Genomic DNA, 25,944 nt, shown 5'->3' with positions numbered 1-25,944 from the left:
GGATTGGGCCCGAAACCGGGGGCGGACACACGGTCCGGACCTGCGGCGTCTGGTCCGTTCCTGCTCCGGAATCGGCTCGGGCGGCCGCTCCTGCGCGGCTTGCGGTCCCAGGGCGTGGGTGGTGAATTGCCCCCTTCCGATGAACGCCCCCCTCCAGACCTACCGCGCCCCTGGCCCGTACCGGACGAAGCTCGACGGCCTGATTGTCGTGGCGCTCGTGGTGTGGGGGCTCGCGCAGCTGGCGCCGCATCTGGCCCATCCCGCCATCTACAACTGGGACGAGGCGATGCATCAGGCCGCCGCGCGCGGCACGCACGACACCTTCTTCACGCCGCACATCTACAAGGATCCGCTCTACCCGAGCGACATCCGGCACTGGTGGGCCGCGAACGTCTGGATGCACAAGCCCACGGGCCCCTTCTGGTTCGGGGCGCTGATGATGCACGTCGTGGGTGTGACGCCGCTCGCGCTGCGGCTGGCCTCGCTCCTGGGCCACCTGGCCGCGGGGGCCGCCATCTACCTCATCGCCAGACGGCCCGCGGGGCGGCTGTGGGCCACGCTGGCGGCGGTGGGGTTCCTGGCACTGCCCTTCGGTTGGCAGCTGGTGCAGGGGCGCTTCTTCGGGGACGTGACGGACTGCACGCTGGCGGGGTGCAACGCCGTGGCGGTGGCGCTGCTCTTCCACGCCACCCGGGAGAACTCCTGGCGGTGGGGGCTCGCTGCGGGAGCGGTGGTGGGGCTGGGCTTCCTCTGCAAGACGGGGCTCGCGCTGACCCCGCTGGGCGTGGCCGCGACGCTGTGGGCCTTGAGCCGGCTGCGCTTCTGTCCGGGCCCGAGGCTCGCCACGGTGCTGGCCATGGTGGCCGCGGCCGGAGTGGTGGCGGCGCCTTGGAGTCTCTACTCCGGGTGGCGCTGGCCGGAGCTGCATGACCTGGAGTCGCGCGTCACACGCGCGCACCTCTTCCCTGATCCGACCGTGGACGTGGGGCCCTGGCGCCGCCCGCTGGATGCCGTCCTCAACGAGGTCAACCGCACGAGCTTCCAGCCGCTCCCGAACGTGCTGCCCCTGGTCGCGTTCTGCTGGCTGCTGGTGCGCGCCGCGCGCAAGCGGGACCTGGAGACAGTGGGGCTCGCGCTGTGGGTGGGGGCGACGTGGCTCGTCCTGTCGCTGGGCACGGTGAAGGTCCCGGCCATTGCCTGGGGCGCAGTGCCCGCGGTCCTCGCCGCGCTGGCCATCGCGGGCTCGGACGCGTGGCGCCATCCGACGCTCGCGGCGCTGTTGCTGGCGGCGCTCGGCACGCCGCTGGCCATGGAGCACCTGCCCGCGCTGACCCGCATGCGCGAGTCGCTCCCCGCGTCCTGGGACCAGACGCGGACGCTTCCGGGGCTCGCCGAAGGGCTGGTGATGGTCTTCTTCGCGGGGGCGATGACCGCCGTGGTGTGGCGGCTGGCGCGCCGGCCCGAATGGATGACCGGGGTGCTGGGGCTCGCGGCGTCGGGCGTGCTCGCCTGGCACCTGGCCATCACCCTGCCGGTGGAGAAGGCGCGCTACGAGGACGCGCACCTCGAAGAGCTGTACGTCAGCTATTCGCGCGAGGTGGGCCTGGCGCTGTCCCGGAACACGCCGAAGCGCAGCGTCGTCTTCGCCGCGCTGGACTCGGATCCGCCGCTCAACTTCGAGAACCTGAACCTCATGTTCTGGAGCGGGCGCATGACGTACCGGCGGGCTCCGGACGTGGCCCTCGCGCACGAGCGCGGGTATCACCCGTATCTCGTCTCGCCGCTCGCGGAGCCCTACGCCCCCGTGCCCGGCGTGCCGCCCCAGGCCGCGCTGCGGGCCTATGACCTGGACGCGCCGCTGCCCCAGCCCGCGCCCCTGCCTGACGGCATCACGCCCCTGTCCGTGCGGCAGGGGAACCTGGAGGTGCTCGGGTTCGCGTCCCGGAGCCTGGGCCACGGCATCGAGCGCTACGCCTTCTATGTCCGGGCGCTCGGTGTGCCACAGACGCTGCGGGTCACCTTCCACGGTCCCGACGGCATCGTGGAGCGGGTGTTGGAGCCAGGGGTGACGCTGCGCAGGCCCCAGGCCCTGGTGGGCGCGGCGTGGTTCATCCTGCCCGCATTGGGGCCGCCCCGCGCGAAGGTGACACACCTGGAGTTTGGCGCCGTGGGGCAGCGCGTCGCCGTGTCTCCTCCCTGAGCCGCAAAGACATTCCGGGTGCATGCGTTTGCATTTCACCCAGCGAACGCCGTGTGCATTCGAGGAGGCTCTCCGAACTCTCGTCAGGCCTGGCCACTCGGGCGAGCAGTTCGGTCCGCTTGTTGATGCCCAGGTGCCGCTGCCCGTCGAGGATGAGTACTTCGCCCGCGTCCATCTGCGCGAGCACCGTCACGGCGTCGGAACGCTTGAAGCGCTGGAGTCACTCGCGCAAGTCACCCGCGACAGGAAGCCGAACTCGGACTGGACGTCCAGGGGGCGGCCCTCGTGATGCTCGGAGCTGGGCGTCGTACGGCGTTGGATGGGATGCGGGGATGCGTGCCCCTTCGTGCCTGGCTTGAAGCGGGAAGATTGGCTCTGGAAGACCTCAAGGGTAAATCACTGGAGCGCGTGCGTGAGAGCCGGGACGACGTGCGCTCTCGTGTGTTGGTCCTTCTGTCCCAAGAGGAGTGGCGTCGATGACCCTCACGATACGCGCTGCCCGCCCCGGTGACCTGGTTGCGATCCAGGCTCTTCTTTCCTCGGCTGGGCTGCCCCTCCAGGGGGTGACTGAGCACCTTCCGCACTTCCATGTCACTGAGCAGGCAGGAACATTGCTCGCTGTCGCCGGGCTGGAGGTCTACGCCACGGGCGGCTTGCTCCGCTCCGTTGCCGTCGCGGAGAAGGTGAAGGGGCTGGGCGTAGGTTCCGACTTGGTTCGGCGAGTTCTTGCGAAGGCCGATGAAGACAGACTCCCAGTGCTGTACCTGCTGACCACGACGGCCGCGGACTATTTCCCGCGCTTCGGCTTTGTCTGCATCGGCCGTGACACGCTCCCTTCCGAGCTGAACGCCTCCGAAGCGCTACGCGGGGCATGTCCGGCAAGCGCAATCGTGATGCGTCGCTCCGCTCTTGCGCTGAAGAACGGTTCATAGACATGAGGCTCCGTGCTTGCGCCGCGCTCCTCCTCTTCCTCACGGCGTGCGCTACGACTCCTCCGAGCCCTGGAAGACCGACGGCGCGCAACCCAAGGATTGCCCATCTCCAGCGAGCGGCGGCGCTGCCCTGGACGGACGGCGGGCAGTGCGTTGTCCGTGAGGCTTCCAGCCTTGGCCCGTCCTGGTGGAGCGGTGTTATCAGGCCCTCGACCATGACCGGATCGAGTTCCACGACACTGAGGGAAGATGCGCGGTCGCCTCCGCTGGCGCTGGTGCCATGGGAGTCGGGCGCTGCGTTCTGGTGGCTCCTGAGATCGTTGTGGGCGCCGTGATCGTGCTTGGCGTGGTGGTGGTCGCCGTCGCCATCAAAGAAGCGCTGGATTCATACGAACTCCGCCACGCCTACCCCGAAGAAGCAGGGACCTCACGAGGAACGAAGGTGTCCTCCAGGGAAGCTGAAGCGCAACGCAAGCCCAAGCTGAAGCCCGAGCCAGCGGGGCAGGACTGGCAGCCCCCGGTGCCACCTGTGCCTGTGGATAGGACGGGCCGCGCCAGTTGCGAGCCTGTTCCAGTGCCCCACGCGGGTGAGGACGCCCCGCATGATGAATGCGCCGACAAGTTCCCACCCAACCGTTATCCCGGAATGGATGTGCTTGTTGGCGGCGTGCGCTTCGATGCGTTGCAAGTTGGCGTGCGCGTGCTGTGGGAGATCAAGACTCATCGATTCGACTCGTACAATGACTTCATCCGGAGGCAGGAGATTGCGAAGGAGTTGGAGCAAATAGAAAGGGAGCAAGACGCAGCGGCGGCATGCGGATATGGCTGCGTGATCGGGGTGAGCACCCAAGCGCACAAAGACGCGCTGTTGCGAGCGAATCGATTCCTCAATGTCGTCGTCACAGGATGCAAGCGATGACCACTCAGAAACGCCTCGATCTGACCGTCTACGCGCCAGTGCTCGTGGCCAATGATGGCCGCACACTCGCGGTCGTCCGTGGAATGGAACGGGCGCTGCCCGGCTTGCGCCTGAATTGGGAAGTGGGCAAAGGAGGGCGCCCTATCGAGTTACCTCAACGCGACGCTTGGCTCATTGAGGCGACACCACGCGGAAAGCTCCCACTCCTGTGCAATGGCGACGAGAGCTACCCCGTGACGGTTTCAGGAAGGGGGAGGTCGGGACGCCTCGGACCGGGCGGTCAGCCGCTGCTCGACGTCCAAGCGGAGTTACCGCTAGATGCGGCCGTTATCGCGGCAGCGGGGGCGATGCTGGAGCGAGTAGCGGAGGGCGCCTGCGCGTTCTGGGGGCATGCGACGCCGGATGACGCTGCGCTGGACATCGCGTATCAGACAGCCCCCACACTGGAAGGGCCGCCGTCCCCACGTCGGGGGCTGCCGGCCCTCAAGCTCCTCGATCAGATCCGCGCACCAGAGATCCCCTATTACCTTGGGTGGCTGAACTACTGGTCAGCCGCTGCCTCGCGGACCCTTGGATTCCCCGACCCGACCCGCGACGCTGAATTGCTCTCGCGAGCGCGTCGAACGGCATCCGGCGGCTGGGTCGTACAGCTCACCGACGCGCCGCTCGACCTGGAAAACCCCGCCCATTTGGATGCACTCAAGCGCGCCTACCAACGCTTTCCGGAGGTCGGTGGACGGGCGGCGCCTTGACGCAATCAAGGGGCTTTGGACGCAGCTCGGACTGAGGGAAAGAGCGGCACTGCGCGAGCATCCGCGATGCTAGCGTGCCCATGTGGGAGGTCACGCATCCCTGTCCCAACCTTTCAGATTGGCCCTTGCGCTGGTGCTCGCATGGGGAGCCGAGGCGCACGCCGAGCCGTCACCCGGGGGCCGCGCAGGCGGAAGACGCGGTTCGAGGAGTGGCTCGGCCGTTCCGGGGCATGACCGCGCTTCTTCACGGCGCGCCATGCCGGAAGCGCTTCCAGGCAAGCGGCATGACGAGGCCGGCGATGACGGCCTTGATCACTCCCCCGGGGATGAAGGGAACGAAGCCCTTCTGGAAGGCCGTGGCGAAGTCGAGCCCGGCCTTCACGTGGAGCCACGACACGCCGATGATCAGGACCAGGAGCTGGCCCGCGAGGAAGAGCGGAACCGCCGTCCACCACCGCCGGTCGTATCCATGGCGCGCCGCGAGGCCCACGAGGAACGCGGCGGGGAGGAAGCCCACCAGGAAGCCGCCCGTCGGACCGGCGAGCGCTCCCCATCCGCTGGCGCCCTTCGCGAAGAAGGGCAGTCCCACCGCGCCCAGCAGGAGATAGCCGACCTGCGCGGTCAGGCCACGCCCGGGGCCGAGCGCCGCCGCCGTGAGGACGACCGCGAGCGTCTGTCCCGTGATGGGCACCGGTGAGCCCGGCACGGAGATGGAGACCTGGGCGAACAGCGCGGTGCACAGCGCCGCGCCCAGGACGAGCGCGGCTTCCTGTGCGCGCGTGCGCACGAAGCGGTCAGCCAGGACGTGAAGGGGGAGGGGAGACACGGGTCGATGCTCGGCGAGGACGTACGCCGGTGCAAGACCTGGGGACTCAGGGATGTGGCGTCATCCGGGCGACCAGCGCGCGCATCGCGGAAGCCACGGCGTCCGGGCGTTCCATCCAGGGGAAGTGCGCGGCGCCCTCCACCCGCTGGTGGAGGATGTGCGGCCCCTGGAACGCGGGCTGCGACCAGGGCGTCTGCTGGACGATGCGGTCCTCGGCGCCGCTGATGATGAGCGTGGGCAGGGAGCGCGGCCACCAGGTGTGGACGTACGTCTCATCGAAGTTCCGGTCGGACCAGTCCACCGCCGCGCGGTTGTAGGGCATCCGCCGCAACAGCTCGCGCCCCGCCGCGACGCTCTCCGGCGTGAAGTTCCACTCCGCCGACGCCACCGCGATGTCGCGGAGCCGTTCATCCGTGCGCTCGGCTTCATAACGCCGGGTCGCGGCGTCGACCTCGGGCAGGGGATGGCGCTGGGTCATCTCGAAGAACGGCGCACGCCAGTTCGCGTCCGGCGCCGTGCTCACGAGCACCAGGCCCACGAGGAGCGACTCCAGCTCCGGCACGGACAGCAGATACATGCCGCCCGTGGAGTGCCCCAGATAGACACAGTTCGGAAGTGCCTGGGCGGCCTCGATGAGGACCCTCGGCCACACGTCGTAGGGATTCTGGGGCGCACCGGGAGGAGAGACGTTGGACCCGTCTCCCGGCAGGTCCACCATCCAGCACGTCCCGGGAACGTCCAACGCGTCCGCCAGGCTGAACAGGCTCTCGGAGCCAATCCCCGGCCCGCCCGGGAGCATCAGCCAGTTGAAGGCGCCTGGACGAGCCCCCCGCCGCCGGAGCCGAACGCCTGATGCCGTGAAGAACGCTTCCGCCTGGGAGTTCAATGACACGGGACTCAGGGTCACAGTCAACCCTCGCGGCGTCAACGCCGGAGTCGTCGCATCCCACGGGCGTCATGAAACGGCTAGCGTCCCAGCCTTCTCGTGGTTGGAGGCTCTCTCCTTGACGAATCCCCTGCTCGGCACGCTCTCCCTGGTCCCGGTGACTTCGCTCTACGCCGCGCTCAACGCCTTCCTCACGCTGGCGCTCTCCATCAACGTCAGCATGGTCCGCACGAAGCTCAAGGTGTTCCGGGGCGACGGAGGCCATGCCGGCCTCGGGTCCGCCATCCGCGCGCATGGCAACAACGTCGAGCAGGTTCCCCTGGCGCTCATCCTGCTGCTGTTGGCGGAGCTGAGCGGTGGGAACTCGACGGCGCTCCATGTCTTCGGCGGTGCGCTGCTCGTGGCGCGGCTGGCGCATGCGGTCGGACTGCTCCGCACGAATCCCATCCAGGCGGTCGGCGCGACGCTGACCCTGGTCGTGCAGTTGGGCCTGGCGGGATGGGTGCTCTGGCTGCGGCCCTGGGGCTGAAGCCTTCGCCTAACCCACGTCTTCCTTCGCCCGTGTCCGGACCTCGGCCGCGAACAGCTCCGCCGCGGGTGTGCGCGGGGCACCCTTACGCCAGAGGAGCGCCGCCAGCTCCGAGCGGGGCGCGGGGGACAGCCGCTTCACCACCAGCCGCTCCGCATCCGCGAGTCGTGGCTCCGGAAGCACCGTGACGGCGAGGCCCGCACGGACGATGGCCAGCACGGTGGCCACCGCGTTCGATTCGAGCGCGATGCGAGGTGCGAACCGCATCGCCGCGAAGTGCGCGTCCACGCGGGCGCGCACCCGCAGGCCGCGTGACAGCAGCGCGAACGGCTCCTCCGCGAGCAGCTTCACCCCCACGGACTCCGCGCCCGCCAGCGCATGCCCCCGCGTGACGACGAGCGCGAGCCGGCTGTCGAAGACGGGCTCCGCGTCCAGGTCCGCCAGGCGCGCGGGCGCATAGCCCAGGCCCACGTCCAGCTTTCCGTCCGCCAGCTGCCGCTCCAGTTTCCGGACCACGGCCTCCTGCGCGCTCAGCGCCAGCCCGGGATGTCTGCGCAGCACCGCCGTCAGCGCCGGCACCACGAGGCCGCGCATGCTCGGGGGATAGCCCACGCGCAGCGCTCCCGTGGCGAGTCCTCGCAACGCGCCCACCGCGGACAGGCCCGCGTTCACGTCCTCCAGCGCACGGGACGCATACGTGCGGAACAACTCCCCGGCCTGCGTGAGCCGCACCCCGGTGCGAGCCCTCTCGAAGAGCGGTGTTCCGACCTCCTCCTCCAACTGGTGGATCTGGTGCGACAGCGTGGGCTGGGAGACGTGCAACCGCCGCGCGGCGCGCCCGAAGTGCAACGCGTCCGCGACGGCGGAGAAGTAGCGGAGGTGTCGGAGCTCCATGGAGCCATCATAGACGGCATCTATCGACTCGATGAAAACAGACGAATGTACGAATCGAGGCCCCCGGGTACATCTTCCTCGTCACCGAAGGAGAGGCACCCCATGAAGGCATCGGATCTGTTCGTGAAGGCGCTCGAAGCGGAGGGCGTGCGCTGTGTCTACGGACTCCCCGGCGAGGAGAACCTGGACCTGCTGGAGTCCATGCGCACCGCCGGCATGCGCCTGGTCGTCACACGGCACGAGCAGGCGGCCGGGTTCATGGCCGCCACGCAGGGACGGCTCACCGGACGCGCGGGCGTGTGTCTGGCGACGCTGGGGCCGGGGGCCACCAACCTCGTCACCGCGGCGGCGTACGCGCAGCTTGGCGCCATGCCCATGGTGATGCTCACCGGCCAGAAGCCCATCAAGGTGAGCAAGCAGGGGCACTTCCAGATTGTCGACGTCGTCGGGATGATGCGGCCGCTCACCAAGTCGACTCGCACGCTCGTCTCCGCGGAGCACGTGCCCTCGGCGGTCCGTGAGGCCTTCCGCCGCGCGGAAGAGGAGCGCCCCGGCGCCACCCACCTGGAACTGCCCGAGGACGTGGCGCGCGAGCCCACCGACGCCGTGCCCCTGTCGCCCGGTGTCGCGCGCAGGCCCGTGGCGGACGAGGCGTCCATTGCCCAGGCGGTGGAGACGCTCGCGTCGGCCCGCCGCCCGCTGTTGATGATTGGCGCGGGGGCCAACCGCAAGCTGACGTCGGAGATGCTCCGCGCCTTCGTGGACCGCGTGGGGCTGCCCTTCTTCAGCACGCAGATGGGCAAGGGCGTGGTGGATGAAACACATCCACTGTGGATGGGCACGGCCGCGCTGTCCGACGGCGACTTCGTCCACCGCGCCATCGAGGCCTCGGACTGCATCCTCAACGTGGGCCATGACGTCATCGAGAAGCCCCCGTTCGTCATGCGCGATGGCCGCCGCACGGTCATCCACCTGAACTTCTCCTCGGCGGAGGTGGACCCCGTGTACTTCCCGCAGGTGCAGGTGACGGGAGACCTGGCGAACGCCGTGTGGCGCATCGCGGAGGGAGTGGGGCCGCGCTCGCACTGGGACTTCACGCCGTTCGAGAAGTCGCGCGCGGGGCTCGACGCGCAGTTCGTCAGTGGCGCCGCGGATGACCGCTTCCCCATCTACCCCGCGCGGCTGGTCGCGGAGGTGCGCAGCGCCATGCCGGATGACGGCGTCGTGTGCCTGGACAACGGCATGTACAAGCTGTGGTTCGCCCGCTACTACCGCTGCCGTCGGCCCAACACGCTGCTGCTCGACAACGCGCTCGCGACGATGGGCGCGGGCCTGCCGTCCGCCATCGCCGCGAAGCTCGTGCACCCCCGGCGCAAGGTGGTGGCCGTCTGCGGTGACGGCGGGTTCATGATGAACTCGCAGGAGCTGGAGACGGCGGTGCGCCTGAAGCTGGACCTGACCGTGATTGTCGTCCGCGACGACGCCTACGGGATGATCCGCTGGAAGCAGGAGGAGATGGGCCTGCACGACTTCGGGATGACGTTGGGCAATCCCGACTTCGTCCGCTACGCGGAGGCCTACGGAGCACGAGGCCACCGCCCGGCGAGCGCCACCGAGTTCGGCGCCACACTCACGCGCTGCCTGGAGTCGGGCGGCGTGCACGTCATCGACCTGCCCATTGATTACACGGACACCGCGCGGGCGCTCGGTGCCGGTCCCCGGGTGGAGTCGTGAGCCATGGGCACACACGCGAAGGAGAGGAACGTCATGCTGGCTGAGCGCTACCCGTACTACGTGGCCAACCGCCCGAGGCAGCCCAACGCGGAGCTGCCCGTCACCGACAAGTACACAGGGGAGGTCGTCACGCGAGTGGCCGTGGCGGACGCGGCCGCCGTGGAGGAGGCCATCGCCGCGGCGGTGCGCGCGACGGGGCCCATGCGCAAGCTGGCGCCGTATGCCCGGCAGCAGGTGCTGGAGCACTGCGTGCGCCGCTTCCAGGAGCGGGCGGAGGAGTTCGCGCTCGCGCTCTGCATCGAGGCGGGCAAGCCGCTGCGCGACGCGCGGGCGGAGGTCACCCGGCTCATCGAGACCTTCAAGGCGGCGGCGGAGGAGGCGGTGCGCGGCGGCGGAGAGGTCCTCAACCTGGAGGTGTCTCAGCGCGCGGCGGGCTACCGGGGCTTCACGCAGCGCGTGCCGGTGGGGCCGTGCTCCTTCATCACGCCGTTCAACTTCCCGCTCAACCTGGTGGCGCACAAGGTGGCGCCCGCCATCGCCGCGGGCTGCCCTTTCGTCCTCAAGCCGTCGGACCGCACGCCGGTGAGCGCGCTGCTCATGGCGGAGGTGCTCGCGGAGACAGCGCTGCCCGAAGGCGCCTTCTCCGTGTTGCCCACTCGCCTGGAGGACGTGGGGCCCTTCATCAAGGACGACCGGCTGAAGCTCTTGTCGTTCACCGGCTCGGAGAAGGTGGGCTGGGATTTGAAGGCCCGAGCCGGCCGCAAGAAGGTGGTGCTGGAGCTGGGTGGCAACGCGGCCTGCGTGGTGGACGCGGACCAGGCCGGGCGCCTGGACTTCGTCGCGGACCGCATCGCCCAGGGGGCCTTCTTCCAGGCGGGGCAGAGCTGCATCTCGGTGCAGCGAGTGCTCGCACACGAGTCGCTGTACGACGCCCTGCGGGAGAAGCTCGTCGCGAGGGCGAAAGCCCTGCGCGCGGGCAATCCCCGGGATGAATCCACCACGCTGGGGCCGCTGATTGACGAGCACGCGGCGCGGCGGCTGGAGGGATGGATCCATCAGGCCGTGGAGCGAGGGGCTCGGGTGTTGACGGGAGGAGGGCGGCGCGGCGCGCTGCTTGATGCCACCGTGCTGGAGGATGTGCCGGAAGACGCGGCGCTGTGCGCGGAGGAGGCCTTCGGTCCGGTGGTGCTGCTCCAGCCGTTCCGCGACTTCGACGAGGCCCTGCGCCGGGTGAATGACAGCCGTTACGGCCTCCAGGCGGGCCTCTTCACGCAGGATCTGTCACGGGCGATGCGGGCCTGGGACGATCTGGAGGTGGGCGGGGTCGTCGTCGGTGACGTGCCCAGCTTCCGGGTCGACACCATGCCCTACGGCGGCGTGAAGGGCTCAGGCCTGGGCCGCGAGGGCGTGAAGTACGCCATGGAAGACATGACAGAAGTGCGGCTGCTGGTGCTCCGCCAGTAAAGTCCCACCTGCTCCGGGCATGGCCCCGTGAAAGGAATCCACCGTGATGCTCTTGCAGGCTGTCGTCCTCCTGTCGTTGGCTTCTGCACCTCCCGCGAAGCCGGCGGCGAGCGCTGGCTGTGCCACCACCAACATCGAGACCTCGCTCCAGCGTCTGGAGGCACACCTCAAGACGGCCGTGGCGTCCGCGTCGAAGGACGATTCGGTGGACAACTCCGCGATGTACTTCGCGGAGGAGGCCGTGGGCCAGACCTGGACGTCCCGAGACGTCCCCAACGGCTACATGGCCGTGGGGAACGATTCCTTCACGGCCTTTGAGGCGGCCCTCTTCAAGAATCCGGAGGGCTACCACCTGGTGCTCGTGGGCACCGGGGACTCCGTCATCAACACCGCGGTCTACCGCTGTGACAAGTCGGGCTGGACGCTCGAAAAGAACGCCCTGGAGGTGCCCCTCGATAAGGCCATCCAGCTCTACGACAACGCGGGGCTCATCGCGCCCAAGGGCAAACCCGGGCTGACCCGGAAGGACCTCAAGGATTGGGGAGGCTCCATCCTGGCCTACCACCTGCCCCGGAAGGGCCGGGTCATCCGCATCACGTCCTACGTGGATGAGCCCGACTCCGCTTATGGCAAGGAGCTGGGCACCTTCGAGTACGTCCAGTCGAAGTTCCAGGTCGTCCCGCTCAAGACGAAGGCGAAGTGAGTTGCTCGCGGAGGGGCCTCAATTCGACAGCTGCTGACAGGTGGTCCCTCCGCTGGCGTTCTTCACGTAATACATCAGGCCGACGTTCGGATCCCTGAGGACCGAACCAAAGGCAGACGTGAACGCGTTGAAGTCCGTGAAGAAGACGTGCCCGCTGAAGTTGGGGTCGCGGTAGTAGATGCAGTCCTTGTTGACGCTGACCCCGCAGATGGCGATGGCATGCGTGGACGCCCCCGACGTCGCGACCAGCGGGCACTTGTACGCGGCGAAGCCGACTGACTTCGTATAGTTGTGCGCCGTGTTGCTGTCGATCGCCCCCATGCTGAGCGGGGAGCCACACCAGAGCGGGCCGTGGGCCTTCATGAAGACGTCGAGCTTGCTGGTGCTTCCCAGGATGTCCATCGTCGTCAGCTTGTCGAGGCCCTTGAAGCCCAGCATCGTCAGCAGATAGCCGCGGGCGAAACCCTGCTTCCTCCATTCCGTGAATTGTTGCAGGGACGCCTGGACCTCCTGTTCGTCGTGCTTCTTGGTGGCGACGAAGCTGCTTTCAATCTGGCTGCGATAGAAGCGGACGTCCCGTTCTCCGTGCTGCCCGGTCAGCAGCTGGATGACCTCGTCCAGCCCATCGAACCGCCTTCCTTCAAGCTGACTGAGGGAACTCTTGAGGCCGGACGGCAACGGCATGTCCTGCGGCCGGATGAAGGTCGGCATGGGCACCCGCTGCATATTGGTGGGGTTGACCATGGAGTCCGGCAGGTGGTCCCACTTGTAGACAGGGTCCAGGGCCTTGAACCCCGTCCGGCTCAACGCGGAGTTGAGCTGCACCTTGTCCTTGTTCTTCGTCGAGCCCATGAAGCCCTGGTGCGCCTGCAGCAGCTCCTGGTCGCCCAGGTTGTTCAGGTTCTGGCCGTTGTCGGCGATGAAGGTGCTGATCTTCCGGATGAGGGAGATCCACTTCTGTCCGGCGGGAGGCCATGGCTCATGGCAGCGGGCCACCATCTTGGCCGCGTAGTACCAGCACGTCGGGCCCTTCTGGGCGTTGGTCGAATTGCCGATGGGGGGCACCGCGTAGAGGATCGACATGGCGTTCCGAGCATAAGCCGGGCGTAGAGTGCGGCGTCATGGCACGTCGCGGAACCTGGCAGGGGTGGGCAGTCGCAACCGCCTATTGGTCGCTGGCCGGCCTGGCGGCCGCGAGCGAGTCCCACTCCGTGGGTGGGATGGAATGGGGACATGCGCTGCTCACGTCGATGGTGGCCCACGTCCTCTGGGTGCCCCTCTCCATGGCCATCCTCGAGTTCGGGCTGCGCTTCCCACTGGAGCGGCGGCAGGTGACGTCGCGGGTCGCGCTCCACGTGGCCGGAGCGCTCGCCGTGTCGTTCATCCGCGCGGCGATGATCTTCTCCCTGGACCCCTGGGTCGGCTGGTACGCGCAGCGTCCGCCCTTCGTGGACGTGCTCGAGCACGCGCTGCTCTCCAACCCGTTCGTCTATCTGACCGTGCTCGGCGTGGCGCACGCCGTCTACTACGCGGACCAGCTGCGTCTGCGGGACACCCAGCTGGCCCGCGCGCAGCTGCACGCGCTCAAGTCGCAGCTCCACCCCCACTTCCTCTTCAACACGCTGAACTCCATCTCCGCGCTCGTGCATCGCGACCCGAACGGGAGCGAGCGGATGATCGCGCGGCTGAGCGACCTGCTCCGCGGCACGCTCGACGCCGCGGGCACGGAGGAGGTGTCGCTCCAGGAGGAGCTGCGAGCCCTGCAGCCGTACCTGGACATCCAGGGGGTGCGCTTCGCGGACCGGCTCACGGTGAAGCACGACATCGCGCAGGACGCGCTCGGCGCCCATGTCCCACACCTCGTGCTCCAACCGCTCGTGGAGAACGCCATCCAGCACGGAATCGCGCCGGGCTCGGAGCCGGGGACGGTGACGCTGGTCGCTCGGCGCCAGGGGCCCGAGCTCCACCTGGAGGTCCGTGATGACGGCGTCGGCCTCAAGGAGCGCCCGGCGGACATCTCCCAGGGCGTGCGCGGCGGCCGGGGCCTGCGCATCACCCGCGAGCGCCTGGTGCAGCTGTATGGCGGTGCGCACCGGCTGGAGCTCCGGGATGCGGTGGGCGGCGGCACCACGGTGGCGCTCGCCATTCCCTTCCGCACGGAGCCCTCTCCATGAGCGCCGCCATGCGCGTGCTCATCGTCGACGACGAGCCGCTCGCCCGTCAGCGCCTGAAGGACCTGCTGGCGGAGGCCCCCGACATGCAACTCGTGGGGGAGTGCCGCAACGGCCACGAGGCCATCGCGGCCATCGGCGCCGAGCGTCCGGACCTGGTGCTGCTGGACGTGGAGATGCCCGGGCCGGACGGCTTCGGCGTCCTCCGGGCGCTCGCCCCTGGCCCCGCGCCCGCGGTCATCTTCGTCACGGCCCACCGGGACTTCGCGGTGCAGGCGTTCGAGGCCAACGCGCTCGACTACCTGCTCAAGCCCTTCGACCGGGAGCGCTTCCGCTCCAGCCTGGAGCGTGCGCGCGAACGGCGGCGGACCGTGCCATCCTCCCTGGACGCGGCGCTGCTCGAGCGGCTGGAGTCGCTCGCCGCCCGGCCCTCCGCCACGCCCGAGCGCTACGTGACGCGGCTCGTGGCCCGGGTGGGCTGGCGCATGCGCTTCCTCCCGGTGGAGGACATCGACTACCTCACGGCGGAGGGGAACTACGTCGCCGTGCACGTGGGCAAGCAGTCGCACCTCACGCGCGAGACGATGGCGGCGCTGGAGGAGAAGCTCGACCCCAGGCAATTCCTGCGTGCGCACCGCTCATTCATCGTGCGGTTGGATCGCATCGCGGAGGTGGAGCCACTCCCTCCCGGTGAGTACGTGTTCGTCCTGCGGGATGGCACCCGGCTGACCTCGGGCCGCAGCTACCGCGCGCAGGTGCAACGCGCGCTCGAGTTGCAGACGTGAGGCTGCGTTCCACCGTTCGTCCCTGACCCTCCACGGTTCGTCACATCTCCTTGGACCGCTTCGCCGCCGCCGGGCGACGGTGCCTTCAACAAAGGAGATGCACATGCGTCGTTTCGCCAGGCAGTGGTCGATGAACGTCCTCCTCGCCGTCTCCGCGGTGGCGGTGTCCGGTGCCGCAGGGGCCCAGGAGCTGGAGTCGGAGTTCGCGTTCGGGTCGCGGCCCCGGTGCGAGCCGGGAGGCAGCCTCTTCGCGCCCGGAGAGATTTCCCTGGAGGAGCGCTCGGAGTACCGGCTCGCGCTGTCCGCGGACGGGAAGACGGCGTACTACCACGTCGACTCGGACACGCCGCCGTACCAGGCCATCTACGTGACCCAGCTGAAGAACGGCCACTGGGGGCCCGGTGAAGTGGTGTCGTTCTCGGGCACGTACAAGGACTCGGATCCGTTCCTCTCTCCGGATGGGCAGTCCCTCTTCTACTCCTCCACCCGCCCCGCGAACGGAGGCGCCGAGCGCACGGACACAGACCTCTGGGTCGTGCACCGCGTCCGCAACGGCTGGGGAGCGCCCGAGCACCTGGGGCCGCTCGTGAACTCGCCGAGGGAGGAGCTGTACCCCAGCGTGACGCGCGACGGGACCGTCTACTTCGCGAGCGGCACGTTCGATACGGACTTCGAGATGTACCGCGTCCGGCGCCAGGGCAATCACTACACCGCGCCGGAGAACCTGGGCCCCGCGGTGAACAGCCCTGACTCGTGGGAGTACAACCCGTGGGTGTCCCCGGATGGGCGGGTGCTCGTCTTCGCCTCGCTCAACCGCCCCGGAGGCTACGGACTGGGAGACCTGTACGTGAGCTTCAACGTCGCGGGCACCTGGACGCCCGCCGCCAACCTGGGTCCGTCGGTGAACACGGAGAAGGACGAGTTCCACCCCATGCTGAGCCGCGACTTGAGCCAGCTCTACTTCGTGCGGCAGACGTGGGACCCGTTCGTGCCGTCGGACTTCTACCACCTGGACACGCGCTGCCTCTGGCGCTGACAGCGAAGGCTGTGACCGGAATTGCCACGCATGGAGCCGGATTCGTAGCGAATCCGGCTACACGCGAAGGTCCTGACTGCTATCGCATCTCAGACATCAGGGGGTGCGTGCCACCTTCTGGAGGGTGAAGCTTTGCAGCCCCACTCCCTGGAGGGACACTTCCCGGAGCGCGTGTGAGTTGGATTGGACGCCTTCGGGCCGGAAGGTGACGAGGTCCACCGCGACCGAGAACGTGTGGTCGGGGAAGCGGACGGGCTTGGGGAACGGGAAATCCAGGCCGGGCGTGCAGCCCTCACCGTTGGGGCCGGCGACGACGCCGTGGCCGCTGCCCCACTTCCCGGGGAAGGCCACCAGCCGGGAGAACTTCGCGTCATCCCCCGGGCCCGCCGGCCCACCGAAGCTCTCCGGGACGGGGGCCACGCCGAAGCGCTCGAAGGCCAGCTTCCCGTCGACGTAGCCCCGCACGGTGTAGGTGGAGGCCCCGTGGACGGACGGGTCCACGTAGATGGCGCCCTGGCCCTCCGCCTTCGAGCGGGCCACCACCACCCGCTCCAGCAGCTCCGACGTGCCGTCCGGCTGCGCACCGATGTAGGTCAGCAGCATCCGGCTGCTCCCATCCGGCTCCAGCGGGTTCAGCCAGGCATCCCAGCCGGTGGCGCCCTCCAGGTGGAGGCTCACTCCCGCCTGCTTGCCGTCCGTGCTCTCCACGAGCAGCCCCTCGTTCGTGGCGGACAGCTTCGAGGCGTCAATCGGGCAGCTCTCCACTCCGTCGAACCACGCGCAGCCCTTGCCCGTCGTGTCCCCGGCGATGCCCGGCGTCGCGGCGAACAGCAGCCCGACGCCCAAGCCGAGTCCGAGTGCGTTACGAATGAGTGAGCCGCGGTTCTTCCAGCGCATGTCCATGGCGTTGCTCCGTCGAGAGGGGTTGGGGGCCTGCGCTGGAAAGCGATTGCACGTGCCGTGCCCGGTGGCTTCATGACTTCCCGTGTCGTGGCGGGGCGGGCATTCTCCCCCCCGCAGCAGCTCCCCCCACGAAAGAGACAGGCATGCTCACGGAGCAGGTCCGCAAGGCACGACAGAAGCTGGTGTTGGCCCATTTCCACGATGAGGTGAAGCAGGACTGGGACGCTGTCCTGTCCACCTTCCCGCATCCGCATTACGAGCTCATCCCCACCCTGACGGTGCACGACGGGAACAGCGCGGTGCGCGACTACTACCGCGACACCCGCGTGGCCTTCCCGGACCAGCACCACGAGATCATCTCGTTTCGGCACAGTGATGACGCGGTCATCGTGGAGTTCTGGCTCATGGGCACCCACCTGGGGCCGCTGGGGCAGATTCCCGCCACGGGCAACACGTTCCGGGTGCGCATGTCGGCGTACTTCATCTTCGATGAAACGGAGACGCTGGTTTGCGAGCGCGTCTACTTCGACACGCTCAGCATCCTCAAGCAGCTCGTCGGCGGGCTGGACATGAAGAACCCGAAGAACTGGCTGCTCGCCGCGCGCTGCCTCAAGGGCCTGCTGGCGATGTCTGGCGACAAGCCGGTGCCCATCCTCACCCAGACGACTCCGCCCGTCTTCAACGACTGACGCGGGCGGTGGGCCGGTTCAAGAGACCCCAGGATGTCAAGGTGGGAACCTTCTGTTCAGAATCCGCAGTCCTCCCAGGGAAATGGAAGAAATCCAGTTTGTTCGGTTTGTTCATGGATGTAGTGTTCGAGTCTGTGGATGGGGCCATCCACTCGGGGCATCCCCGACTGACCGAGAGAAAGACCAACCATGAAGAAGCTGCTCCTGGGGCTCATGCTGGCCGCGGTTCCGCTGGTGGGATGTGGTACGGGCGTGGAGGACTACCCGTCCGACAACGCGGAGATGATCTCCACCGAGTCCGGTCAGAGCATCATCCTCGACCACAACCCGATGACGTCGTCGGATGAGGCGCTGGCGTCGATGGAGTCGCCGTCCGAGGTCTCGGCGATGGGCCCGAACTGCTGGGTCACGCTCCTGTACTGTAAGTGGCCGGGCACGGACATCGGCGTCTGTAAGGACAACGGCAAGTGCACCGCCGCGCAGCTGCGCAATAACTGCATCGCGCTCTACAACAAGACCTGCTAGGCCTTTCAAAGGCTTGCAGCGGTCCAGGAAGCCCGGCGCCCACGAGGGAGGCCGGGCTTCTTGTCTGGGCGCCTACAGCCCCGTGCTCTTGAGCAGCGCGTACGCGCTCTCGCTGGGGAAGAACCCGGACGAGTAGATGTTCGCGTCCGTGACGAAGGCCTTGTCGCCCAGGATGGCCAGCTTCGGCCCGGTGGTGGAGCGGATGAACAGCGGCACCGCCAGCTGCGTCTCCGGCCAGCGCACCATGCCGTCCGTGCCGAAGGACGTGTCCAGGTCACCATTGGCCAGCAGGCGGAAGAGCACGGGCTTCGCGTACACATCCGCGAAGACGAGGATCTTCCCATCCGCCTGGATGCGCAGGCCGCTGACGTCCACCACGTCGAGCACGCCCACGGGCGCGGTGAGCTCCCGCACGCCCGCGGGGCCGAAGGTGACGTCCGGCTTGCCGTCCGCCGTGTACGCCACGAGCTTGAGCACGCCGTGCGCTTCCCCGCCGACCTTCACGTCCTGCCGTTCGCCCGCGAGCAGCAGGCCTCCATTGGGCCGCGCCACCATGGCGTGGGCCTGTCCGTCCTCGCTCCTCGCGAGGCCGCCGGTCCCGAACGTCATGTCCTGGCTGCCGCTGGAGGTGATGCGCACCGCCGCGAAGTGGTCACCCCCGCCCAGGACGACGCTGGAGCCCTGGAGCACCATGCCCTGCACGGATTCGGCATTCGTGTACGCGCCGCCAATCCAGCTGCCGGACGGGCTGCCCGCGGACTTGAAGGTCGTGTCGAGCGAGCCGTCCGCGTTGTAGCGGATCAGCGCGAAGTCCTCGTCCAGCCCGTCGGACTTCGTCAGGAGCGCCGTCGTCGCCTCCGCAAGCCCCGCCGCCCAGGAGCAGGGCGCTCGCGACCAGTGCCGCCCACGCAGTCTTCCTCACGTTGTGATTCATTCGAGATGTCCCTTCCGGTCTGTCCAGTGCCGCCGTTGCACTGGGATTACGCCGTCAGGGGCATTTATTTCCTCGGCCGGGGTGAGCGCCGACTCCACCCCGGACGTCTTTCACGCGTAGTCCGACCTCAGCTGTTGTTTCAGCGTGTCATCCAGATTGAGCTGCGCGGACAGGAGCTCCCAGTAGTCCGGCCCGCCCACGGTGGGAGCGTCGAGCGTGATGCGCCCGGCCACCCGGTCCAGGTCGGTGATGAACCCGGAGGCTTCGGGGCCGGAGGCGAAGACGTCCTGCGGCTCATTGTCGAGCACGAGCTCGAAGGGCCTGGGGGCGCCGGGGCGCAGCTGTTCGCGCTCCTCGTGGTCCATCCGCCGCCGGAAGTCCGGAAGGTCCGCCATGGCCTCATCGAGGAGGGAGCGCGCCGCTTCGAAGCCCACGTCGTTGAGGGGGGAGTCGTCCGCCCACAGGGAGAAGGCCTTCTCGACGCCGTCGACGGTCCAGGGCTCGGAGGGATGGCCCGGGTCGAAGGCGAGCGGTTCCATCAGCGCGCGGTCTCCGTAGCGGGCAACGCCATCCACGATGACGAGGCGCACCTCTTTCTCCGTGGCGGAGATCAACGCGTCATAGGGGTCGCCGTCGGTGCCCGCGATGACCAACAGGTCCGCGAGTGCGTTGGCGCGGAGCGTGCCCAACTGGGTCTGCCAGCCCGTGACCCGGGCGGCGTCCGCCGTCACCGAGCGCACCAATGTCTTCGAGGACAGGGACACGCCCTGTCGCGCTGCTTCGTGTCGGGCGACCTTCAACTCCTGGAGGAGGTTCTTGCTGCCGGTGGGGGACCAATCACAGCCCAGGGAGAACGTCACGCCCGCGCCGAGCAGGTCCGCGATGTGCAATGTCTGTCCATACAGCAGCAGGTTGCTGAAGGGGGACCACACGACCTTGGCGCCCATGGCGGCCATCCTGTCCAGGTCCGGGCGCTGCAATCCCAGACTGTGGATGCCAATCAGTGAAGGCTGGACGAGGTCATGGTCGGCCAGGTCGGCGTAGCGGCGGTGGGCGTAGTCATCCACGCCTTCGCCCAGGTGGTAGAAGTACGCGGCGCGGGACTTCAGGGCGTCGCGGAAGGATTCGATGTCCTCGGCGTCGTCATGCAGGTCCATCACGCGGGTGCTGCCCGCGGGCAGGTGGTCGTCGCGAGGTTCCTCGACGTTGCGCATGGCGCCCCGGAAGAGGGCCTCTCCGCCGGACACGCGGGTCCGGATGCCCTGACCGGTGGTCGTGCCCGCCAGCAGCGCCTTGGCTTCGATGTAGCGGACGACCGCGCGGGCAGAAGGGGAGTGGCCAGCGAGCACTCGGATGGGCAGGGAGATGCGCGTGGCGTATTCCGCGTGGCGCGGCCACTGGGTGCGATTGAGGTAGCGCTTCGGCACCCGCCACAGCGTCAGCACGTCGTAGACGAAGTGGTTGTGCAGGTCGATGAGCCCTGGATAGAGCGTCCCGCCGGTGTCGATCCTGGGGGCGCTCCGGAAGGACTCGGGGAGGGGGCCGCCCGACGGCTCGACCGCGACGATGCGGCTGCCACGGACGAGGACGCGCCCCCGTTCAATCACCTCGTCCCGGGAGTTGAGCGTCACCACCCGGCCTTCCAGGACGTAGTGGGGGACTGCTTCGGTGGGCTCGGGTGCTCCGGCGTTCATGGCTCGCCTCCCATGGCGGTGGGCCTCCCGGACTCCGGGGAGGAGCTACCGGCGGCCCCAGCAGCTTGAAGATAGGGACGACGGAGCCGGGAGGGTGGGGCGAGGGCGGGGCCGAGGGCGCCGCCCCGCGCCCGCTTCTGCCTCCGCGCGGAGCGAGCGGCGTCCGACCTGGGTCCCTCTTGAATCCATTCTCATATGCATTCGAGTAAAATGAGATAGACGTGAAAATCACTTCACGTTCTCCTTGGCACCCTGTACGGAGCGCCCCGCACCTCCACAAGGATTGCCATTACCCCCATGCTCAAGTTCTCATCATTCGCCATCGTTGCCGCGCTCGGTCTGAGCGCTTGCAGTGAAGAAGATCCCGTCCCGCCTGTTGAGAAGTCGCGAGAGGAGCGGGTCAACGAGCACATGGAGTCGCTGCGAAGCGACGCCACGGCGCTCGGGACCTTCCTGTTCGAGATGCCCAAGGGCGGCGACCTGCACAGCCACACCTCCGGCGCCATCACCACGGAGAAGCTGATTGCGTGGGGCGCGGAGGACGGCGCCTGCGTGAACACGACGACCTTCGTGGCCAGCAACCCGTGCGCGGCCGGTTCGGTGCCCCTGTCCCAGACGGAGAGCGACCTCGCCCTGCGGGATGCGGTGCTGAGCGCCTGGTCCATGGAGGACCACCCGGGGCCCCTGCTGACGGCGCACCAGCACTTCTTCGACGCCTTCGGCAAGTACGGCGCGGTGCAGAACGACTCGCGCAATGACGACAGCTACGCGGACATCCTCTCGCGCGCGGGCAGGCACCATCAGGTCTACGTGGAGCTGATGCAAGGCTTTGGCGCGGGCCGGGGTGGCAGCCTCGCGACGCCGCTGTTCACGTCCACGGACACCTGGGACAAGGCGACCCTGCTGGCCAGGCGGCAGCAGCTCATCGCGCTGCCGGATTTCCAGAACGCCCTGACGGCGCAAGCCACCAGCATCGCGAACACCCTGACGGGCACTCGCACCCTCTTGGGGTGTGCCACGGCCCAGCCGGACCCTGGCTGCGGCGTGGAGGTGCGTCTCATCGTCTCCGCCAACCGCACAGCGGACCGGACGAATGTCTTCGGACAGTGGGTGTATGCCTATGAGCTTGCCCAGAAGGTGCCGGAGATCGTCGGCGTGAACCTGGTGTCCCCGGAGGAGAACGCCAACTCCCTGGCCTTCTACCAGGATGAGATGTTCGCCCTGGGCACGCTCGACGACTTCAACGACCAGGAGGTCGGCCGCAAGCTGGTTCATGTCTCGCTGCACGCCGGGGAGCTCATCCCCGCGGTGCTCACGGCGCAGGACCAGCAGCACATGACCTTCCACATCCGCGAGGCCGTGGAGAAGGCCCATGCGGAGCGAATCGGCCACGGCGCGGACGTGCTCGCCGAGACGTCTGGCGATGGCGCCGCGGACCTGCTGCGCGACATGCATGACGCGGGCGTGATGGTGGAGATCTGCCTGACCTCCAACCGCGTCCTGCTGGGCATGTCGGGAGAGGCGCACCCGCTCGCCGCCTATCTGAAGAACAACGTGCCGGTCGCGCTGTCGACCGACGACTCGGGGATCTTGCGCGGGGACATCACCCAGGAGTACGTCGCCGCCGCCACGGACCAGAAGCTCGAGTACAAGACGCTCAAGCAGATGGCGCGCGCCAGCCTGGAGCACGCCTTCGCGGAGGGCGACAGCCTCTGGGCCGCCCGGGATGACTTCTCCAAGACGGTGGATGCCTGCGCTTCCGACAAGCCTGAGCAGACCGCCGTGTCCGCCGGTTGCAACAGCTTCCTGGCCGCCAACACGCGCGCGATGTTGCAGTGGAAGCTGGAGATGCAGTTGGCCACCTTCGAGCGCGTCATCGCCCCGTGAGTCCCCGCCTTCGCGCCTCCACGTCAGGAGGCGCGAAGGCCTTGGAATTCCGGGCGCGGCGTCTCAGGTGCCTTCGTGGCCGCCGAGCGACGTGTCCCAGAAGTTCGCTTCGACCTTGTGGCCATCCGGATCCCGCACGAAGCAGCCGTAGTAGGGCGGGCCATACAGGGGACGCGGGCCGGGGGCGCCGTCATCGGTGGCTCCCGCCTTGAGGGCCGCTTGATGGAAGGCGTCCACCGCCTGCTTCGACGGGGCGAGGAAGCAGAAGTGCGTGCCATTGCCCACGGTCGCGGGCTTCCCGTCGATGGGCGTCTGGACCCAGAACTCCGGGAACTGGCGGCCGTAGGCCACCGCGTTCGGGAAGTCCAACACCCGCCGGCAGCCCAGCGGAGTGAGGACCGCGTCGTAGAAGGCCACGGCGCGCGCGAAGTCGTTCGTGCCAATGGAGACGTGGGACAGGATGCTCGGATTCTCGTCGCTCATGGCTGCAGGGATAGCACGCACCGCTGGAGCCGGACGTGACGCTCGCTACTGCGTCCCCTGAACAGCGCCGGACGGCGGCTCCAACCGGTCCAGCAGCCGGACCAGCTCCGCCACGGAGCCCACGGCCAGCTTGGCCATGGCGCGGCACCGTTGGAACCGCACCGTCTGTTCGGCCGTGCCCAGCTCCGCGGCGATCTGCTTGTTGAGCAGTCCCCTCGCCACACCCCGGCATACGTCCCACTCCCGGGGAGTCAGCGTGGAGAAGCGCAGGCGGAGCCGCTCGTGCTCGGCGTGGGCGGCCCTCAAGGTCTGGTCTCGCGCGAGCGCCTGGGACACCGCGGTCAGCAGTGCTTCCGTGCTGACGGGCTTGGGCAGGAAGTCCACCGCCCCTGCCTTCATCGCCTGGACGGCGACGGGCACGTCCCCATAGCCGCTGACGAGGACGACGGGGTGTCGCCATCCCGCCTTCCGCAGATGCTCCTGGAGCTCCAACCCGTCGAGCTCCGGAAGGCGCAGGTCCATGAGCACGCAGCCCGGTCCCTGCCAGGGCTCGCACTCCAGCATCAACCGGGGATGCACGAAGCTCCGCACCGCGTAGCCTTCCGTGTGGAGCACGCGCTCCATGCTGCGCAGCACGGGCGGATCATCGTCCACGACGAAGATGGTGGGCCGTTCCGAAATCACGGCCCACCGGTTCCAGGGGCCGTGAGCCAGGGCAGAAGGAAAGAGAGCATTCCCATGCATGGCCACCGCGATGACGCAGGCCACGCCTTCCGCCTCTGTCAATGCAACAAAGTGCTCAATGGCGGCGCCTTCGCGAAGGGATAGGAGTGCGTCACGGCCGCCTGGTTGTGTTTCTCAATTCCAGTGAATTGACCCGGGTCGGGCCTCCTGGAGCGCACCCTCATGGAAGACATGTCTCAGGCGCCGCGGCCCCCGGCCACCTGGCGCAGCCTGCTGTTCATTCCCCAGTTTGCCTTCGCGAACGCCGCGCGGTTGCCGGCGGATTGCTTCATCGTGGACTTGCAGGACGCCGTGCCCCTGGCCGCGAAGGCCGCAGCGCGAGCAGGGCTGGTGGAGGCGTTGAAGGCAGGCACCTTCGCCGGGCGTCCGGTGGTGGTGCGCATCAACGAGGCGGCGCGTCCCGAGTTGCTCGACGCGGACCTGGAGGCCTGCATCGGGCTGCCGGGGCTGACGGCGCTGATGCCCACCATGACGACGTGTCCGGAGGACCTGGATGCGCTGCACGAGCGCATCCGCGTGCTGGAGGAGGCCCGGGGGCTGCCCCGGGGACACACGCGCTTCCTGCCGCTCATCGAGACCCCGGCGGCCCTGCTGGAGGTGGGGCGGCTGGCCGTGGCGGGTGGGGGGCGCCTGTTGGGATTGATGCTCGGGCACGGCGACCTCTTCCGGCTGACGGGCGCGCTGCCGCACGCGGAGCTCACGCTCGCGCATCCCCGGAGCATGGTGGTGATGGCGGCGCGCGCGGCGGGCATCGAGCCGTTCGATACGCCGTACACTAACGTCGCAGACCGGATCGGCCTGGAGCAGCACTCGGCGCAAGGCCACGTCCACGGCTTCACGGGCAAGTGCTGCCTGCATCCGGATCAGCTCGACACCGTGAACCGTTGCATGACGCCCACGGCGTCGGAGCTGGCGTGGGCCCGGAAGGTGACGCAGGCGCAAGGGCAGGGGGCGCTGGCGACGCTGACGCGCAAGGTGCCGGGGCTCACGGCGTCCGGTGCGGGTGGCGCGGCGGAGACGGAGGGGATGGCTGTCGTTGACGGGGTGCTCGTGGGGCCTCCGCACCTGAAGGCAGCGCACCGGATGCTCGCGCTCTGTCCTCCGGCCGTGCTGGCCATGGAGGCGGAGCCTCGGGTGCGGGGACGCCGCGTGTCGCACGCGCTCCACCGCCCGCCCAGCCCGGACGACGTGCTGCCCAACCCGTACGAGATGACGGTGACGGCGGGGATGCGCGACCTGTGGGCCCAGTGCTTCTATTCACACGACCGGGTGGTGACGAGCGCGCCCTTCGCGGCCCGGCTGGGGCTGTCCGGTCCGGACGCTCCGCCCCTGCCGTTCATGATGGGCCTCTACCTGGCGTGCAGCATGTCGAGCACGCACGGCGCCATCTATCACCTGGGCTTCCGCGACGCGCGGCAGCTGGCGCCGCTGCGGGTGGGGGACACCTTCCGGCAGGAGATCCAGGTGCGCTCGGTGCGCAACACCGGAGACGGCAAGCGCGCCGTGGTGACGACCCACCGCCGCATGCTGCGCGTGGGGGACGACGTCCCCGTCTTCACGTTGGACAAGCTGGAGCTGTATCGGCGCCAGCCGGAGTCCTTTGGTCCGTCTCCTTCCGCGGCGATGCAGGGGTCGGAGGAGCTGGGGATGGCCACGGCCTTCCGGGATGCGCTCACGCGGCGGCTGGAGGACGTACCGCAGCGCGCCGCCCCCGCGACGTCATTCGAGGAGGGCGAGCTGCTGCTGCACGGCTTCGCGAGGCCGCTGGGCGTGACGGCGAACCTGGCGATGTCGACGCAGCTGTTGGTGACGCACCCCATCCACCTGGACCATCACCGCTTCGACCTGGGGCATGGCCGGGGCGTGGTGGTGAGCGGAGGGCTGGTGGTGTCCATGACGCTCGCGGCGGCCGCGAGGGACCTGCATGAGGTCCTCTGGGAGGAATTGCTCGCGGCGGACAACCTGCGTCCCGTGGCGCCGACCCAGACGGTGGGGGCGCTCTCGTATGTCCTGTCGCGCAGGCCGGTGGAGGGCCAGGCGCACCTGGAGGAGCTGGTGGTCCGGACGCTCGGGGTGACGGACCTCACGCCGTCCGAGGAGTTGGCGGACACGGTCCTGCCCCGGGCGCTGTTCCACATCGTGGGGGAGCGGCCCTCCGCCTACGACGCGTTCTGCCGGGAGCACGGGCTCCAGGCGCTGGAGGGCCGTGTGGTGTGTGTGGCCACGCGGCGCCTCTTGCGACTCAAGGGCTGAC

The 25,944-nt window shown here is 68.6% G+C and carries 25 protein-coding genes; 16 read left to right on the top strand and 9 right to left on the bottom strand.

Going from position 1 to position 25,944, the window contains the following annotated elements:
• Window positions 1–139: 139 nt before the first annotated feature.
• The 5 genes from D7Y11_RS15630 to D7Y11_RS15615 all read left to right on the top strand — a co-directional run bounded on the left by D7Y11_RS15630 (window position 140) and on the right by D7Y11_RS15615 (window position 4,803).
• Window positions 140–2,200 carry a glycosyltransferase family 39 protein gene (locus tag D7Y11_RS15630; RefSeq protein ID WP_126934098.1) on the top strand — a complete coding sequence of 687 codons (2,061 nt, stop codon included), beginning with the start codon at window positions 140–142 and terminating at the stop codon, window positions 2,198–2,200.
• 133 nt (window positions 2,201–2,333) lie between these two features.
• Window positions 2,334–2,489 carry a hypothetical protein gene (locus D7Y11_RS43310; protein WP_158624588.1) on the top strand — a complete coding sequence of 52 codons (156 nt, stop codon included), beginning with the start codon at window positions 2,334–2,336 and terminating at the stop codon, window positions 2,487–2,489.
• Window positions 2,490–2,676: 187 nt separating this feature from the next.
• Window positions 2,677–3,132, top strand: coding sequence for an arsenic resistance N-acetyltransferase ArsN2 (gene arsN2, locus D7Y11_RS15625; RefSeq protein WP_126934097.1), 456 nt, complete (start codon window positions 2,677–2,679; stop codon window positions 3,130–3,132).
• A gap of 304 nt (window positions 3,133–3,436) precedes the next feature.
• Window positions 3,437–4,051, top strand: coding sequence for a DUF6310 domain-containing protein (locus D7Y11_RS15620; RefSeq protein ID WP_306770439.1), 615 nt, complete (start codon window positions 3,437–3,439; stop codon window positions 4,049–4,051).
• Complete coding sequence (locus D7Y11_RS15615) at window positions 4,048–4,803, top strand: DUF5953 family protein (RefSeq protein WP_126934096.1); 756 nt, start codon at window positions 4,048–4,050, stop codon at window positions 4,801–4,803. The genes D7Y11_RS15620 and D7Y11_RS15615 overlap by 4 nt, the downstream gene beginning before the upstream one ends.
• Window positions 4,804–5,047: 244 nt before the next feature.
• Here the strand turns inward: D7Y11_RS15615 and D7Y11_RS15610 are convergent, their stop codons facing one another.
• Both D7Y11_RS15610 and D7Y11_RS15605 read right to left on the bottom strand, forming a co-directional pair.
• Entirely contained in the window at window positions 5,048–5,590 is a 543-nt protein-coding gene (locus tag D7Y11_RS15610) for a biotin transporter BioY (RefSeq protein ID WP_233607297.1), read from the bottom strand.
• Window positions 5,591–5,675: 85 nt separating this feature from the next.
• A complete protein-coding gene (locus tag D7Y11_RS15605; protein ID WP_126934094.1) occupies window positions 5,676–6,428 on the bottom strand; it encodes an alpha/beta fold hydrolase in 753 nt (250 codons plus the stop codon).
• 205 nt (window positions 6,429–6,633) lie between these two features.
• On the opposite strand from D7Y11_RS15605, the gene D7Y11_RS43305 reads away from it, so the two are divergent.
• Entirely contained in the window at window positions 6,634–7,044 is a 411-nt protein-coding gene (locus tag D7Y11_RS43305; RefSeq protein ID WP_158620746.1) for an MAPEG family protein, read from the top strand.
• A gap of 9 nt (window positions 7,045–7,053) precedes the next feature.
• Here D7Y11_RS43305 and D7Y11_RS15595 read toward each other — a convergent pair whose 3' ends face one another.
• The gene (locus D7Y11_RS15595; RefSeq protein ID WP_120581157.1) at window positions 7,054–7,938 is read right to left on the bottom strand and encodes a LysR substrate-binding domain-containing protein; all 885 of its coding nucleotides are present in this window, start codon (window positions 7,936–7,938) and stop codon (window positions 7,054–7,056) included.
• Window positions 7,939–8,040: 102 nt separating this feature from the next.
• Here D7Y11_RS15595 and D7Y11_RS15590 point away from each other — a divergent pair, with 102 nt between their 5' ends.
• From D7Y11_RS15590 to D7Y11_RS15580, 3 genes are read left to right on the top strand one after another with little or no spacing between them, the layout of a single operon-like run.
• Window positions 8,041–9,672: an acetolactate synthase large subunit gene (locus tag D7Y11_RS15590; RefSeq protein ID WP_121753894.1), complete on the top strand. Its 1,632-nt coding sequence runs from the start codon at window positions 8,041–8,043 to the stop codon at window positions 9,670–9,672.
• A 33-nt stretch (window positions 9,673–9,705) separates the two neighbouring features.
• Complete coding sequence (locus tag D7Y11_RS15585; RefSeq protein WP_126934092.1) at window positions 9,706–11,136, top strand: aldehyde dehydrogenase family protein; 1,431 nt, start codon at window positions 9,706–9,708, stop codon at window positions 11,134–11,136.
• A 43-nt stretch (window positions 11,137–11,179) separates the two neighbouring features.
• Window positions 11,180–11,839: a hypothetical protein gene (locus D7Y11_RS15580; protein WP_158641953.1), complete on the top strand. Its 660-nt coding sequence runs from the start codon at window positions 11,180–11,182 to the stop codon at window positions 11,837–11,839.
• A gap of 18 nt (window positions 11,840–11,857) precedes the next feature.
• Here the strand turns inward: D7Y11_RS15580 and D7Y11_RS15575 are convergent, their stop codons facing one another.
• Window positions 11,858–12,922: a hypothetical protein gene (locus D7Y11_RS15575; RefSeq protein ID WP_121753892.1), complete on the bottom strand. Its 1,065-nt coding sequence runs from the start codon at window positions 12,920–12,922 to the stop codon at window positions 11,858–11,860.
• 38 nt (window positions 12,923–12,960) lie between these two features.
• On the opposite strand from D7Y11_RS15575, the gene D7Y11_RS15570 reads away from it, so the two are divergent.
• The 3 genes from D7Y11_RS15570 (at window position 12,961) to D7Y11_RS15560 (ending at window position 15,831) form a co-directional block, all read left to right on the top strand.
• Complete coding sequence (locus D7Y11_RS15570) at window positions 12,961–14,013, top strand: sensor histidine kinase (RefSeq protein ID WP_121753891.1); 1,053 nt, start codon at window positions 12,961–12,963, stop codon at window positions 14,011–14,013.
• Entirely contained in the window at window positions 14,010–14,795 is a 786-nt protein-coding gene (locus D7Y11_RS15565; RefSeq protein WP_126934090.1) for a LytTR family DNA-binding domain-containing protein, read from the top strand. The genes D7Y11_RS15570 and D7Y11_RS15565 overlap by 4 nt, the downstream gene beginning before the upstream one ends.
• Before the next feature lie 103 nt (window positions 14,796–14,898).
• Window positions 14,899–15,831, top strand: coding sequence for a PD40 domain-containing protein (locus tag D7Y11_RS15560; protein ID WP_126934089.1), 933 nt, complete (start codon window positions 14,899–14,901; stop codon window positions 15,829–15,831).
• Between the two features lie 96 nt (window positions 15,832–15,927).
• Here the strand turns inward: D7Y11_RS15560 and D7Y11_RS15555 are convergent, their stop codons facing one another.
• Complete coding sequence (locus tag D7Y11_RS15555) at window positions 15,928–16,734, bottom strand: hypothetical protein (RefSeq protein WP_120580481.1); 807 nt, start codon at window positions 16,732–16,734, stop codon at window positions 15,928–15,930.
• Between the two features lie 143 nt (window positions 16,735–16,877).
• Here D7Y11_RS15555 and D7Y11_RS15550 point away from each other — a divergent pair, with 143 nt between their 5' ends.
• Window positions 16,878–17,423 carry an ester cyclase gene (locus tag D7Y11_RS15550; RefSeq protein WP_120580480.1) on the top strand — a complete coding sequence of 182 codons (546 nt, stop codon included), beginning with the start codon at window positions 16,878–16,880 and terminating at the stop codon, window positions 17,421–17,423.
• 189 nt (window positions 17,424–17,612) lie between these two features.
• Complete coding sequence (locus D7Y11_RS15545) at window positions 17,613–17,948, top strand: hypothetical protein (RefSeq protein WP_120580479.1); 336 nt, start codon at window positions 17,613–17,615, stop codon at window positions 17,946–17,948.
• Between the two features lie 72 nt (window positions 17,949–18,020).
• On the opposite strand, the gene D7Y11_RS15540 is transcribed toward D7Y11_RS15545, so the two are convergent.
• Window positions 18,021–18,641 carry a hypothetical protein gene (locus D7Y11_RS15540; RefSeq protein ID WP_233605054.1) on the bottom strand — a complete coding sequence of 207 codons (621 nt, stop codon included), beginning with the start codon at window positions 18,639–18,641 and terminating at the stop codon, window positions 18,021–18,023.
• A gap of 351 nt (window positions 18,642–18,992) precedes the next feature.
• On the bottom strand, window positions 18,993–20,576 hold the full coding sequence (locus D7Y11_RS15535) for an amidohydrolase family protein (RefSeq protein ID WP_120580478.1): 1,584 nt from the start codon (window positions 20,574–20,576) through the stop codon (window positions 18,993–18,995).
• Between the two features lie 411 nt (window positions 20,577–20,987).
• On the opposite strand from D7Y11_RS15535, the gene D7Y11_RS15530 reads away from it, so the two are divergent.
• Window positions 20,988–22,463, top strand: a complete 1,476-nt coding sequence (locus tag D7Y11_RS15530) for an adenosine deaminase (RefSeq protein ID WP_233597406.1) — start codon at window positions 20,988–20,990, stop codon at window positions 22,461–22,463.
• 63 nt (window positions 22,464–22,526) lie between these two features.
• Here D7Y11_RS15530 and D7Y11_RS15525 read toward each other — a convergent pair whose 3' ends face one another.
• Together D7Y11_RS15525 and D7Y11_RS15520 are read right to left on the bottom strand one after the other, a co-directional pair.
• A complete protein-coding gene (locus D7Y11_RS15525; protein ID WP_126934088.1) occupies window positions 22,527–22,946 on the bottom strand; it encodes a VOC family protein in 420 nt (139 codons plus the stop codon).
• A gap of 45 nt (window positions 22,947–22,991) precedes the next feature.
• The gene (locus D7Y11_RS15520) at window positions 22,992–23,630 is read right to left on the bottom strand and encodes a response regulator transcription factor (RefSeq protein ID WP_233597405.1); all 639 of its coding nucleotides are present in this window, start codon (window positions 23,628–23,630) and stop codon (window positions 22,992–22,994) included.
• Between the two features lie 222 nt (window positions 23,631–23,852).
• Between D7Y11_RS15520 and D7Y11_RS15515 the strand changes: the two genes are divergently transcribed.
• Entirely contained in the window at window positions 23,853–25,943 is a 2,091-nt protein-coding gene (locus tag D7Y11_RS15515; RefSeq protein WP_126934087.1) for an aldolase/citrate lyase family protein, read from the top strand.
• Window position 25,944: the final 1 nt, after the last annotated feature.

It is taken from the genome of Corallococcus sp. AB018 (assembly GCF_003986945.1).
Classification (GTDB): Bacteria; Myxococcota; Myxococcia; order Myxococcales; family Myxococcaceae; genus Corallococcus; species Corallococcus exiguus.
Note: the sequence above shows the minus strand (reverse complement) of the source record. Positions and strands in the feature narration are given on the sequence as shown.

Excerpts from the sequence above, each read along its gene's own strand:
- D7Y11_RS15605 (WP_126934094.1), bottom strand. The coding sequence starts at position 6,428 with ATGCTCCCGGGCGGGCCGGGGATTGGCTCCGAGAGCCTGTTCAGCCTG.
- D7Y11_RS15595 (WP_120581157.1), bottom strand. The coding sequence starts at position 7,938 with ATGGAGCTCCGACACCTCCGCTACTTCTCCGCCGTCGCGGACGCGTTG.
- D7Y11_RS15515 (WP_126934087.1), top strand. The coding sequence starts at position 23,853 with ATGGAAGACATGTCTCAGGCGCCGCGGCCCCCGGCCACCTGGCGCAGC.
- D7Y11_RS15545 (WP_120580479.1), top strand. The coding sequence starts at position 17,613 with ATGAAGAAGCTGCTCCTGGGGCTCATGCTGGCCGCGGTTCCGCTGGTG.
- D7Y11_RS15585 (WP_126934092.1), top strand. The coding sequence starts at position 9,706 with ATGCTGGCTGAGCGCTACCCGTACTACGTGGCCAACCGCCCGAGGCAG.
- D7Y11_RS15630 (WP_126934098.1), top strand. The coding sequence starts at position 140 with ATGAACGCCCCCCTCCAGACCTACCGCGCCCCTGGCCCGTACCGGACG.
- D7Y11_RS15615 (WP_126934096.1), top strand. The coding sequence starts at position 4,048 with ATGACCACTCAGAAACGCCTCGATCTGACCGTCTACGCGCCAGTGCTC.
- arsN2 (WP_126934097.1), top strand. The coding sequence starts at position 2,677 with ATGACCCTCACGATACGCGCTGCCCGCCCCGGTGACCTGGTTGCGATC.
- D7Y11_RS15555 (WP_120580481.1), bottom strand. The coding sequence starts at position 16,734 with ATGGACATGCGCTGGAAGAACCGCGGCTCACTCATTCGTAACGCACTC.
- D7Y11_RS15535 (WP_120580478.1), bottom strand. The coding sequence starts at position 20,576 with ATGAACGCCGGAGCACCCGAGCCCACCGAAGCAGTCCCCCACTACGTC.
- D7Y11_RS15550 (WP_120580480.1), top strand. The coding sequence starts at position 16,878 with ATGCTCACGGAGCAGGTCCGCAAGGCACGACAGAAGCTGGTGTTGGCC.
- D7Y11_RS15560 (WP_126934089.1), top strand. The coding sequence starts at position 14,899 with ATGCGTCGTTTCGCCAGGCAGTGGTCGATGAACGTCCTCCTCGCCGTC.
- D7Y11_RS15540 (WP_233605054.1), bottom strand. The coding sequence starts at position 18,641 with ATGGTGCTCCAGGGCTCCAGCGTCGTCCTGGGCGGGGGTGACCACTTC.
- D7Y11_RS15565 (WP_126934090.1), top strand. The coding sequence starts at position 14,010 with ATGAGCGCCGCCATGCGCGTGCTCATCGTCGACGACGAGCCGCTCGCC.
- D7Y11_RS15570 (WP_121753891.1), top strand. The coding sequence starts at position 12,961 with ATGGCACGTCGCGGAACCTGGCAGGGGTGGGCAGTCGCAACCGCCTAT.
- D7Y11_RS15575 (WP_121753892.1), bottom strand. The coding sequence starts at position 12,922 with ATGTCGATCCTCTACGCGGTGCCCCCCATCGGCAATTCGACCAACGCC.
- D7Y11_RS15525 (WP_126934088.1), bottom strand. The coding sequence starts at position 22,946 with ATGAGCGACGAGAATCCGAGCATCCTGTCCCACGTCTCCATTGGCACG.
- D7Y11_RS15590 (WP_121753894.1), top strand. The coding sequence starts at position 8,041 with ATGAAGGCATCGGATCTGTTCGTGAAGGCGCTCGAAGCGGAGGGCGTG.
- D7Y11_RS15530 (WP_233597406.1), top strand. The coding sequence starts at position 20,988 with ATGGAGTCGCTGCGAAGCGACGCCACGGCGCTCGGGACCTTCCTGTTC.